Origin of the sequence: Phocaeicola sp., from assembly GCF_048170425.1 — a bacterium.
GTDB lineage: Bacteria > Bacteroidota > Bacteroidia > Bacteroidales > Bacteroidaceae > Phocaeicola.
The window spans coordinates 1-12975 of record NZ_DBEXBB010000224.1 but is presented as its reverse complement, the minus strand read 5'-3'; the positions used below and the strand labels follow the sequence as shown (position 1 = coordinate 12975).

11 protein-coding genes are annotated in these 12975 nt (G+C 42.3%); all 11 read left to right on the top strand.

From position 1 onward, the window contains the following. On the top strand, nt 1-836 hold an 836-nt coding region (locus ACMJ0U_RS08955), incomplete at its 5' end, for a FecR family protein (protein WP_417129626.1). Next, nucleotides 833-3406, top strand: a complete 2574-nt coding sequence (locus ACMJ0U_RS08950; RefSeq protein ID WP_417129625.1) for a carboxypeptidase-like regulatory domain-containing protein — start codon at nt 833-835, stop codon at nt 3404-3406. The genes ACMJ0U_RS08955 and ACMJ0U_RS08950, both read left to right, overlap by 4 nt. Nucleotides 3407-3412: 6 nt before the next feature. Further along, the gene (locus ACMJ0U_RS08945) at nt 3413-4378 is read left to right on the top strand and encodes a DUF4249 domain-containing protein (RefSeq protein ID WP_417129624.1); all 966 of its coding nucleotides are present in this window, start codon (nt 3413-3415) and stop codon (nt 4376-4378) included. A gap of 33 nt (nt 4379-4411) precedes the next feature. After that, nucleotides 4412-5044 carry a porin family protein gene (locus ACMJ0U_RS08940; RefSeq protein ID WP_417129623.1) on the top strand — a complete coding sequence of 211 codons (633 nt, stop codon included), beginning with the start codon at nt 4412-4414 and terminating at the stop codon, nt 5042-5044. Nucleotides 5045-5097: 53 nt separating this feature from the next. Further along, nucleotides 5098-5868 carry a hypothetical protein gene (locus ACMJ0U_RS08935; RefSeq protein ID WP_417129622.1) on the top strand — a complete coding sequence of 257 codons (771 nt, stop codon included), beginning with the start codon at nt 5098-5100 and terminating at the stop codon, nt 5866-5868. Nucleotides 5869-5993: 125 nt separating this feature from the next. Continuing rightward, nucleotides 5994-7088, top strand: coding sequence for a redoxin domain-containing protein (locus ACMJ0U_RS08930; protein ID WP_417129621.1), 1095 nt, complete (start codon nt 5994-5996; stop codon nt 7086-7088). Nucleotides 7089-7107: 19 nt separating this feature from the next. Further along, nucleotides 7108-9384 carry a TonB-dependent receptor domain-containing protein gene (locus tag ACMJ0U_RS08925; RefSeq protein ID WP_417129620.1) on the top strand — a complete coding sequence of 759 codons (2277 nt, stop codon included), beginning with the start codon at nt 7108-7110 and terminating at the stop codon, nt 9382-9384. A 40-nt stretch (nt 9385-9424) separates the two neighbouring features. After that, nucleotides 9425-11506 carry an outer membrane beta-barrel protein gene (locus tag ACMJ0U_RS08920; RefSeq protein WP_417129619.1) on the top strand — a complete coding sequence of 694 codons (2082 nt, stop codon included), beginning with the start codon at nt 9425-9427 and terminating at the stop codon, nt 11504-11506. A 2-nt stretch (nt 11507-11508) separates the two neighbouring features. Then, nucleotides 11509-11748, top strand: a complete 240-nt coding sequence (locus ACMJ0U_RS08915; protein ID WP_417129618.1) for an outer membrane beta-barrel protein — start codon at nt 11509-11511, stop codon at nt 11746-11748. Nucleotides 11749-11758: 10 nt separating this feature from the next. Beyond that, the gene (locus ACMJ0U_RS08910) at nt 11759-12289 is read left to right on the top strand and encodes a DUF4858 domain-containing protein (protein WP_417129617.1); all 531 of its coding nucleotides are present in this window, start codon (nt 11759-11761) and stop codon (nt 12287-12289) included. A gap of 268 nt (nt 12290-12557) precedes the next feature. Then, on the top strand, nt 12558-12975 hold a 418-nt coding region (locus ACMJ0U_RS08905; protein WP_417129616.1), incomplete at its 3' end, for a DKNYY domain-containing protein.

Below are 12975 nucleotides of genomic sequence, written 5' to 3'. Positions count from 1 at the left end.
TAAAAATACATTCAATCATGAAAGATAAAGAAGAAAGAAAATTACAGTTTGTCCTTCGGTATTACGAAGATGGGAAACTGGATACAAGAAAGGCACTGAAGAAAATAACAGGGATAGCGCATCAAAATAAAATAAATGGATTTTGGGTTTACTTTTCGGGAGTAGCTGCGGCCATCCTTGTCTGCGTGGTAAGCTATACCTTGTTAAGCCGGAAGGAGAGTCATGACGTGTTAATTACGGCAGATGCAGGAGTGACAAGGTATTTCCTGCCAGACAGCACACTGGCTGTCCTTTCCAAAGGTGCCGTATTGGAATATGATGCCGATAAATATGGAAAAGATACCCGGACGGTACACATGTCGGGAAAAGTCTATTTTAGTGTCCGAAAAAATGCGCAATCTCCTTTTATTGCCGCCACTGAATATGCTCAGGTGAAAGTACTTGGAACTGAATTTGAAATGGATGAGTGCAAAAAAGATACGGCTACTCGCGTGTATGTAAAATCCGGTAAAGTCGTCTTTAAAGGAAGATATGGTAAAAATGGAATTATCCTTACGAAAGATATGTGTAGCATGCTGACACATGGCGATGAAATGCCTGTGGCCGTTCATGCTGTTTCTCCAAATCCTTCGGCTTGGGCTACGGGGAAATTCATTTACAGGAATACGCCCATTGATGAGGTGCTGAAAGAGCTTTCCCTTTATTATGGAATACAGCTGTATTCGTCGGAACATTACAGAACAATTACCGGTGAATTCAAGACAGACAACTTGGATAAAATCATCGCATTGATTGAAAAAACATTGGATATAAAAATAACAAAGAAAGAGCGATGAAAAGAATCATATCTTTATTTTTTCTGGCTTTCCTGATGGATACTTTATTCTTGCACGCGCAACGTCGGGTTACTGTGGAAGACATGATGGAGCAAGTGAAGCAGGTGTACCCTGTCAGCTTTGTGTATGACGCGTCCATCAGGCTTGACATTCCGTATACTGGCAAGAAACCCGGTATGGTCAGTCTGGAAAGTGCCCTTGAAACCCTTTTTCATCATACGGGTATCAAGTGGGAAATAGATGGCAGTCATGTTATCCTTAAAAAGCTGTTGACTTATACGTTAAGCGGATACGTCTATCAGGATAATGGAGAAACAGTGATAAATGCAACCGTATGGGACATGACTTCGAATGTGGGTACGCTGACTAACGAGCATGGGTTTTATAGCCTTACGCTGAGTGAAGGAACACATAAAATCCGGTTTTCGCACATTGGTAGCGGAGAGCATCTGGAAGATGTTACGTTAAACGGAAACAAATCAAAAAACATCCACTTGAAATCTGATTATCGAATCAATGAGGTAGTGGTGACGGCTGATTTGAACTCGCCTCTTCATACCACCCAGACAGGGAAGGTTTCGCTCACAGCGAAGGATTTCGTAAATGGGAATAACTTTATGAGTTCGCCCGATGTGGTAAAGAAACTTCAAGGCTTGTCGGGAGTGGCCGGCGGAACGGAACTTATATCTGGTTTGTACGTGCATGGCGGCAATAACGATGAAAACCTGTTTCTTCTTGACGGTACTCCGCTGTATCAGGTAAACCATGCCGGAGGGTTGTTTTCTTCATTCAACACAGATATTATCAAGAATATAGATTTCTATAAAAGCGGTTTTCCTGCCCGCTATGGCGGACGGCTCTCTTCGGTAGTCGATGTGCGTACGAATGACGGAAACATGAAGGAATATCATGGCAGTTTTACGCTTGGACTTTTAGAGGGTAGGATACAGTTTGAAGGACCGATAGTGAAGAACCGTACCTCGTTCAATGTCGCCATGCGCCGTACGTGGATGGACTTGCTTACCGCACCGGCCATTGCCATCATGAATGCCAGTCGCCGGAACAAGCAAAATGTGAGATATGCTTTTCATGACATCAATGCGAAAGTAACTCACATATTCTCCGAAAATAGTCGTGCAGATATCAGCCTTTATTCAGGGAATGACCTTTTTAAGTTCAGGCATAAAGAATATCTGTTTGACCCAGAACCTACCAATATAGACAAGTTCAATCTGCAATGGGGTAATTTCACTGCATCTGCCAATTGGAAATACATTTTCTCGCACAACATGTTCGTCAATATTACAGGAGTTTATACTCATAATCGTTCCAAATTCGATAACCTGAGTGAAGAACGTTTGGGGTATATCGAAGGAACGAAGGGCACCATCGTAAAAGAGCAGAACAATCATTCCACCATCAATGACTTCGGTTACCGGATGGAGTTTGATTATCGCCCAAACTCCTGGAATCACATCCGTTTCGGTTCCAACTATATGCGCCATCTTTTCGTACCCCAGAATTATTATTCGAAGTATGACACTACATCGCAAGATGAGTTGACCGAGAAAGTGGATAGCCGGTACAAGAGCAATGAGTTTACGCTGTATGCAGAGGACGAGATGACGTTATGTAAAAGTGTGAAACTGAATGGAGGGTTACATTATACGCTGTTTGGTATATCGGGCACGAAATATCATTCGATAGAACCACGTGCGGCAATCAATTTCAGGTTGTGTGACAAAGCCAGCCTGAAAGTTTCGTACACCGAAATGAACCAGTTCATGCATCAGCTTTCGGCCACTTACTTGAATTTGCCGACTGACTATTGGGTGCCTTCCACAGCCCGCATCACTCCCATGAAAGCACGACAATACGCAGCGGGGATATATGCCCGATTGCCGTATGACATCCGATGGAGCGTAGAAGGATTTTATAAAACCATGGACAACCTGATAGAATATGATGGCAATAGTGGTATGCTTAATCCGATGGCAGACCAGTGGGAAGACGAGGTACGTACTGGAAAAGGAAAAGCCTACGGGATGGAAACTGACTTCCGTTACAGTAACGGAAAGACTTCGGTCGATGCGTCCTATACACTTTCGTGGAGCAAGAGGTTTTTCCCTGACTTCCATTCTTCATGGTACCCGGATAAGTTTGACAACCGGCACCGGTTTTCTGTCAATATCAGTCATAAGTTTAATGAAAGGATAGACGTATACGCCTCATGGAATTATCATAGCGGGAACCGCATGACCATTCCGACACAGCTGGTAGATGCTCCCGTTATTCCGGGAGTAGAGAAGGTAAATGAAGGGATGATGATTTATGAGATGCCCAACAATGTTTCCCTTCCGGCCTATCACAGACTTGATTTGGGGATTAATTTCCGCAAAACCACGAAAAGAGGGTTTGAACGTATCTGGAATATCAGCCTGTATAATGCCTATTGCAGGAAGAATCCATTCTATGCCACTGTCCGGCAAAATCCGGACGGTACGTTTGTGGGAAAAGCTCACGGAGTGTTTCCTATCATACCGTCTTTCAGTTATACACTTAAATTTTAAATCCGTATGACATACCGACTTTTATTTATAGCCTTATTAATTTCTGTGCTACCATCTTGTACGCATGAGTTTAGTCTGACTGAGGTGGATGCCGAGAGCAAAATCGTTCTTTTCTGTATGCCTTCTACATTAGGCGATACGACGCTGATACAGGTGGCACGAAGCAGGGTGATTCACAACCAGGGAACAAACACAGACAGCAAGCCCTTCCTTGTATTTAAGTTGAATGGAGAAGAGAAAGAGATTCACTACACGGAAATCTCCACTGATTTGCTCCCAGCCCGGTCGTATTATGTAGTGGGAAAACTGGAAGAAGACGACCGGATTAATATGGAAGTGTCTTATCCCGACCTGCCGGTTGCCAAGTCGCAAACGGTGATACCGCAGGCGTTTCCGCTGGATAAATCGGAAGTGGTACTGACGGATGGGGAATACGGTAGGAAAATACAGTTCCGTATTTCTTTTACAGACTCGGCCGGAGCAGAGGACTATTATGGAATGAGAATCATAAAAAAGACCAGCATAGCGTTTTTTCAACCTGAAAACTCAGATTCGGATACTATAAAATATACTTCTGTAGACCTTAACTTGGACAACGAGCCTTTGTTTTCGGAAAAGACAGGATTTGATGACATTTTCGATATATCGAAAGAATATTACCGGAATCTGTATATCTGGGATGACAGTAAGATAAACGGGAAAAGTTATACGTTGAAGGTAGATACCTATTATGATGCCGGGTATGAGGATGAAGAACAGAAAGAAACCATCGAGTTTAAAATCTATTTGTACAGGTTGTCGAAAGAAATGTACACTTACCTGAAGTCGCTCAATCGTATAAATAATAATGATTTGGGAAAATACGGTCTTGCTCCCATCCGTAGTCACTATACCAATGTGGAAAACGGTATCGGCCTTTTAGGAGGATGTAATGTGTATGAAAGCGACTGGATAAGCAATCCGAAAGAATAAGAAGTATTATTTACAAACTAAAAAGATAGACTTATGAAGAAAAAATTTTTATTTACGCTGGTAATGGCGGTATTATTGTGTGTAGGTGTACAAGCACAGGAGTTCAGATATGGACTTTCAGGAGGATATAACTATAATTCCACGAAAGAAAGTATTTCCAGATCGGGTTTTCATGCCGGACTGAAAGGGGAATATGCCTTTCGTGAGGCTGCAAAAGGGCTGTATGCAGATATGGGGCTTATGCTTTCTTCATACGGCTGGAAAAGTGTCCCTTATTATGTAATGAATGAGAGAACCTACGAGTATGAAAGTACACCTTACTATCTTCATATTCCCATCCACTTAGGCTATAAGCTGAAAGTCGGGAAAAATGTCAGTTTGTTCCTGGATGCCGGACCTTATTTGAATGTCGGTTTGTTTGGTCAAATGAAGCAAATAGCCAGTCTTCCGGGCAAACAGGATATTGTCACAGTAGCCTCACATAACATGTTTAAGGAGGGAGTGATGCCGCGCTTTGACTGGGGAGTAGGTTTTCGTGCCGGGGTAGAGATAGCCCGCCATGTACAGATTGCCATAGGATACGACTGGGGTATGACCAAAACTTATCAGCATAATCCCGATACCAAGTTCCGGACTTTTGTAGCTTCATTAACGTATTATTTTTAGTCAGAATGAAAAATAAACTAACTTTGAGGTGATTGCTTTTTAATCTTTAAGTTATGAAATCAGTAGTGGTTTTTCTTATGGTTTTGGGACTATCCTGTATGCAGATTTTTGGACAAGAAAGTATCAAAAAAGATACGATAAAGCTTGGTGCAGGGTTGAAAAAAGATGTGGGTGGGAAATTCTTGTCGATTAACCCATCCACGGATAGAGTGAAGATAAAAGACCATGAAGTAAATCAAGAAATACAATCTGATTCACCCGTAGATTTTGATTTTAGGCAGGAAAGGCCTTTTTATGTTCCAACCTATTATGTGAATCCGTCTCCCATGTTTATGGGTGACTATAATGCATTCGGGCAGTTTTCTCCCTATTTTTATGGCAGGGGAATGCAAACTACCATTCCAGGCATCGGTCGGATGAACCAGATGATGTTTATATACCAAAGGGAAATCAATGATTTCTTGGATATATATGCAGGAGTGAATGCGGCAAAATATACTTTTCCCTATAGTGTCGGTCAGTCGTTTGGTGTGTCAGGAGGCATGACGCTTCATCCGACAGATGATTTTCATCTTACGGTGTTTGGTGCTTATAGTCCGGATAACAGGTATAATCTCAACCGTACGTATTATGGAGCCACCGTTGGTTACGATTTTACAAACCGTTTTGGAGTGGACGTTGGTGTACAAAGGTATTATGATGTGCTACAAGGATGGAGGAGTGCACCGATGGTCGTTCCATCCTATAAGTTTCGTAAGTTTAAACTAGGCATAGATGTGGGAGGCCTGTTTTATGAAGCAGTGAGAAGTGCGATTGAACGATAAGTGTCTTTTTATTCTTAATTAAACAATTATAGATTGCTGAAAGGATAATTTATGAGAAGGGTGGGGTGGAGTTTCGGGTATAATATCTACTTTTGAGGGCTATTCTTAAAAATACTATTTTAATAATGAAGTCTGTCAATCTATATGGGGGCGTCATAGCTACCATCATCATGGCAAGTTGTGTGAATCACAAGATGGTAAATATTGAAGGCGTATGTAACAACTGCCCTGATGGGACGCCAATAGAATTGTATTATCTTCAGAATGATTCGGTGATTAATGTCGCTAGTGATACTTTGCTCCATGGAAAATTTAATTTCAGCATTGAACCTAATTTTGAAGTGGCATATTATCTCTCAGTAAATGACACGTTGAATCCGTTAAAAGGAATGTTCTTTGCCGAAGAAGGAACGGTAAAGATAGCATTTGATTCGGTATATCATGTAACAGGAACACCTATGAACGATTTATACAATACTTATCTTACAGAAACACGCAGAATAGAAAAATTAGGAGAGATGGAATATCGCAGGAGCATAGAAGGAAAAGATAATCCGGATACTTCGGTGTATGATTCTTTGGCTCAGGTCTACACAGAGTATAAAGTGAAGTTTCAGCTTGATAATATACACAATATTGTGGGTAAGACCACATTTATCAATGAAATAGGTTCTGTGTATGACCCTCATTTCCTGGAAACCTATCCCACTCTGCCGGAAGACGTGAAAGCTGACAAGAAAGTGCAATGGTATTATGAACTTCGCCTGGATATGGACAGAAAACAGAAAGAGTTGGATACCAGGATTGGCAAAAAGATAAAAGATATGGAGTTCCCGGATACCAATGGAGTAAGAAGAAAGCTTTCTTCGTTTATTCCTCAAAACGGATACTTGTATGTTGATTTATGGTCTTCTGCCTGTGCTCCCTGTATTGCGGAAATTCCCGAACTGGAAAAAACTTACAGCCAGTATAAGGAGAAAGGATTGGATATACTTTTGATTTCGATAGACAAGAATCTGGATGATTTTCAGGCGGCCATAAAGAAATATCAAATCAAGTTTACTTCTTTGATTGACACGACTGAAGGAGAAAAGGTAAAAGAGAATTTTCCTTTCTCCGGCATACCGCATGGTATTCTGATTAATAGCAATGGCGAGATTGTGGCAAACCAGCTTCATAATATGTTGTTGAAACAAAGATTAGAGGAACTGATAAGATAGACGTCTTAAATGCCTATAAATGGAATGTAAAAAAATTATAGCAGGTCTCTTCATATATGCAGGTTTTGCATCATCTGTATTCAGTCAGACAACAGGAAAGATAGTAGATACCAATCAGCATCCAGTAGAAGGTGCTACTATCGTCATGCAGCTACCGGATTCAACCTATTTAGGTGCAACCATATCTGCAGCCGACGGTACATTTACGCTTGAACCGGAGCCGGAGGATTATCAGCTTATTATCCAGCATTTGCTTTATCAGACCAAGCAGGTGAAGGGCCAGGCACGTGATGCCGGTGTCATTACTTTGGAATCGAAGGACTACAATCTGGAGGAAGTGGTAATTGAGGGAGAACGCCCGTTTGTAACCGTGGAACAGGGAAAACTGAATTATGACATTTCGGCTATTTCAGAAAAGCATATTGTAAACAATGCCTACGAGGCTATCTGTAAGCTGCCGGGTGTGCAGGACAGGAACGGTAAACTCTCGCTGGTGGGAGCAAAGGACGTAACGGTTATTCTGAACGGAAAAGCAAGTACACTGACACAGGAACAGCTGATTGAGATGCTGAAGAATACTTCCGCTTCGCAGGTACAGACCGCCGAAGTGATGTATAATACGCCTCCCGAATATCATGTGCGCGGGGCTGCCATTAATATCGTAACGGCAAAGGCAGACGAGAATACCATCCAGAGTGAGCTGTCTGCCAGCTACAGCAACCAGTATTTCAGCAGTTATAGCGGCAATGTAAACTTCCTGCTGACGAAAGGCAAGTCATCGCTGAATGTCTCTTACAATCCGGGTTATTCGCATATAATGACGGTGATGGACTTGGCATCCCAACATACGTATGACGGAAAGGCATATGACATCACGCAGACACAGAAAATCAATACAAAAGGATGGAAGCATAACATCTATGCAGAATATGGTTATCAGATAAATGAGGATAACGAGTTGAGCGTGGGTTACAACGGTGCCCTTTCCGACAATGGTAAGGGTACGATTGATGTAAATGGAAACTTCCAGAACAGCCACAATGACAAGTTGCAGGACAGCCGTCTGCACAATGTCTTTGTCCGCTATTCTTCCGGATTCGGACTTGATTTTGGGGTGGATTATACGGACTATACCATGAATGACAAGAATCGTCTGGAAAGTAAACTGACAGACAATACACGCCAGTTGCTTGATTATACTTCGGACCAGAAGATACGCAAGTTCTCTGTATATGCCGACCAGAGCCACGCTCTCGCCAATGACTGGACTTTGAAATACGGTGTCCGTTATGATTATACGGACAATAAGAACGCTCAGTTCTTCAATCAGACTGAAGGAAAGGATGATGTGGGCAATTCTTCCTCACGTCTTTATGAGCAGATTACCAACTTTTATGGAGGTTTCGACAAAGAGTTTGAAAACGGTCTGTCTCTTTCTCTCTCGGCAACCGGTGAGTATTATTCCATCGGAAACTATCACAAATGGGCGGTCTATCCGCAGGCCAGTCTGAGCTATTCGCCGTCGGAAAAGCATACGTTCATGCTGGGCGTTTCGTCGGAAAAAGATTACCCTACCTATTGGGATATGCAGACCAGTACCACTTATATGAACGCTTATGAAGAGCTCCAGACTATTGAGGGACTGCGGCCTGCCAATGTGTATAGTGTAAATGCCAATTATCTCTTCCTGCAGAAGTACATGTTGTCGTTGTTCTATGAGCGTACCAATGATTATTTCACGATGGATATGTATCAGGCAAAAGACCGTCTGGCACTTGTGTATCGTACGCAGAACAGGAACTATTACCAGTCCTTCGGTATGAGTGCTAACGTTCCGTTCAATATCGGTGAGTGGTTGTCTTCTCAGGTGAATGCGACGTTGGTCAATGACCGTAACCGTTGCGATAATTTCTGGGATATTCCTTTCGACCGCAAGAAATGGGCCTGTATGCTTGCCATGCAGAGTCATTTCTCGGTAGGTTCTAACCTCGGATTTGATCTGGATGCGATGTACCGTTCAAGCATGATTTCCGGTATCAGCGATACTAAACCGGTCTTTACGGTCAATGTAGGAGCGCAGTGGAACTTCCTGAAGGATAAGGCCAGTCTGAGTCTGAACTGTGCTGACTTGTTCGATACCATGCGTATGAAGGTGAGAAACCGCTATGCAGGACAGCACATCGACTTGAATATGGGGCAGTATAGCCGTACAGTTTCAGTGAAATTTGTCTACCGTTTTGGTGGCAGCATCAGTAAGGAGAAGAAAGAAGTAGATTCTTCACGTTTCGGAAGATAAAACACAAACATGATGGAATATTTAGCATTGACTTAACTCTATGAAAAAGCTATTTTTATATGTTATAGGCAGCTTAATCATACTGCCTGTTTACAGTCAGCATTTGATTAAAGGAACAATCATCGATTCGGAAAATACGGTGATGCCAATGGTGAATGTCGCTTTTTTGAATCGGTCAGACAGTACACTCGTCACCGGAGCGGTATCCGACTCTTGCGGGGTATATGGCACATCGCTTGCTGGGGGTAACTATATCATCCGTTATTCTTATCTAGGTTATGAAACATTGTATCGGAGTATACAAGTCAATGCGAATCTCACACTGCCGGTAGTTAAAATGGAGCTGGCACAGACCGAGCTTGAAGGAGTGGAGGTTACTGCCTACCGAAAACCTTTCAAATTGGATAGGGAAGGTATTACGGCTGATGTGCCTAATACGATTCTTGCCAAGCAGACTGCATTGGATGATTTGCTTTGCAAAATACCCGGCATTCAGAAACGTGGTGAAGACATTGAAGTGATTGGTAGAGGTCTCCCTACCTATTATATCAATGGCCGTGAAGTGACAGACCGTACCGAACTGGACAATCTGGCTATCGATCAGATTCAGTCTGTCAGACTGGTGACGAATACGGGGGTACGTTATCATTCAGAGCAGCGTGCGGTGATTGAAATCAAGACCAAACGCTTGGGCGAAGGACTTGCCTTTAATGTCAGCGGTAATCTGCTGCAGGGGAATTATCTTAGTCAGAATTACAAGATGAACGGAAGTTACAATTACAAGAACTGGGACTTCTTTCTCTCTTATAATTATGACCGTGGAAAGAAGGATTCAAATCTTGACGTTTACCAGCAGACTCAAAGTGACACAATCTGGAATCTGACCGATTTGAACCGGAAACAAATCTTCAACGAAAGCCATGCCTATACGGGAGGGGTTTCTTATCATTTTTCTCCGGAGTCGGAAATCGGTCTGAAATATGAAGGTAAATACAGTGAAGGTAATACGTTCTCTAAGGATACGCTTTCCATGATACCGGACAAAGGAGCTTCAACCTTTATCAGGAATCTCAGCGATGTGTCCGACAAGTCCGTCAGCAACCATTTGAATCTGTATTATACAAACGACTGGAGGAATGGCTGGAAGATGAACGCATTCGGTGATTATCTTCATAAGACCGACCGAAGCCGTGGCAATATCCGTGAATGGGAAAGCGGCGGTGTGGAAACGTCTATGGACTATTACCGTATGGCGGACTGGGATTTGTTTGCAGCCAAATTAAGCTTATCGTATGAAACCGGGAAAGCCGGAACTTTCAGCTTCGGTTATGATTTCAGCCACACAACCGGGACGGACTATATAGAATATGTCCGTGCGCTGAATAATGGTAGTACAAGTAATACGGAAATGAAGAACTCGCTCTACCTGTCGTATGATTACACATGGAACAAACTGTCGCTGGGAGCTGGCTTGCGTTACGAGCATATCCGGAGCGATTTGAAGGAAAACAGTAGCAACAAGAATCAGAACCAGACTTATCACAACTTCCTGCCCTCTGTTTCGTTGAGCTACAATACCGAGAGCCTGCAACAGTCACTTACATATTCCGTTCATACGGAGCGTCCGCCTTTTGGTGTCATGAACGACAATGCGGTGTACACAGACCGGTTTACTTATCGGAAAGGAAATCTATATCTGAAACAGGCAATAACCCATGACTTGAACTATATGCTGTTTTATAAGTTTCTGTTCTTTAACCTGAATTATACCCACACCCATAATCCGCTGATAACAGCTTTCTACAGTATGCCGGGAAATTCAGCGGTTACGGTCAGCTACATGGATAATTTTAACAGAATGCATAATCTAACAGGTATGGTGAACGTGCAATATCCGGTGAAGTGGTGGCTGCCCTCACTTACGCTTACCTGTTTGAAAACATTCTTCAATTATCCAGGGCCGAACGAGAGTATCTTAAAAGCCGGACGTCCGCTGGTGATGCTGAACTTCAACAACAGTTTCACACTTCCATCCGGATTCCTGTTGTCTGCTGATTTTAATTATGGTTCCAGAGGATATTATCAGTTGTACGAGGGAAGAGTTACACCTCCTTCAACCTGAGTTTGAAAAAATCGTTCCTGAAAGACAAGCTTCAACTTTCACTGGATGCTTACGACATTTTCAATAAGAACAATACGCGTGCTTCTGCTCGTCTGAACGATATTATCATGCACAGTGTCGGAAAGGAGGAAACCCGAAAAGTCGGTTTCACGATTACTTATCGTTTCCGCGCCGAAAAGAAGATGAATAATCAGAGTGCAGCTGAGACGGAAATGTCACGATTGAATATGGACAATCAGTAAAGACGGCTGAATGAACACTCTCCAACGATATATGGTGTTGAATTCCCTTTTGCTGGTGGTGATACCTGTGATGGGCCAGCAAAAGGAAGAAAAGGAAATTAAGCTGAATGAAGAAACGGTAAAACTCATTCAGTTTGATTTCCTTCCAGTGGATATGGAGAATTATAACAAGCTTTTGGAAGCCCCGTTGGAAAAGAAATGGATGGAGTACAAGAATCCTTTTGATGAAGGAATTCCCCGAAGTCTGACAGATAGTCTTATGGCAAAGAAACCGAAGGGATATATCCGTATGTGTCCTTATTCCATCTGGACAAAACGGGGAGAAGATCCGGTGTATGATGTGACAATGGCAGGCCGTCCGCCTGAACTTATTATGAACGAGGGACCGGACGTCAGCAAAAACCTTCAAACGGATTATGGACATTCTCTCAAGCCATCAACGGGCAGGACGTATGATATGCTGAATAACTCCACTCCCATTGAAGTGGGGAAAATTTTCAAGAAATATATAAAACCTATTTTTAAGAAAGATAAAAAGTGAGCACGTATCCTTTTTAGTCCAGAATAAACATATAAATTAGGTGCTGAATTTTACCATAAAGGATTACAGATAGATTTGTATAATATGAGACTTAAACTATTCGTTCTACTGATTTGTTGTATCATGCAGGTGGGTTGTGCGTCCCTTTGGGGGATGCAAAATAGTAAGTTAACTACCGAAAAGATTGAGATAGAAATGAGTAAGAGTGATTTTTGGGCACTTGTTGGTGACTATCATGAATAGTAGTATTAAACATAAAATAAAAGTTATGAAGTATAATTTGACTCAGATTGCGGTGGCTGTAATGTGCCTTTCTTCATGTGTGGTGTTTGCCCAGTCTTACACTTCTTATTCTTATAACAGAGCTAGGAAAATCATTTCTTATGAAGGGAAAATAGTACGTGAAGCGGATTATGCAACTTTTCGTGATTTAGGATATGGTTATGCGAAAGATAGAAACCATGTGTATCAATATGGAGTGATATTGGAATATGTTGACCCGTCTTCATTTAGAGTGGATGTCAGATATGGCATTGATTCTGATTTTTCATGGGAAGGACTGGCCATGGGAGGAGTGCACAGACCTGATAGGGGAGGGTATTATGTTTCTACGTTTGATGTACTCTATAACGGTGAAAAAGTGCCGGAGGCGGTTGCTGGAAGTTTTGAAATCTTAAAAGAGGAGT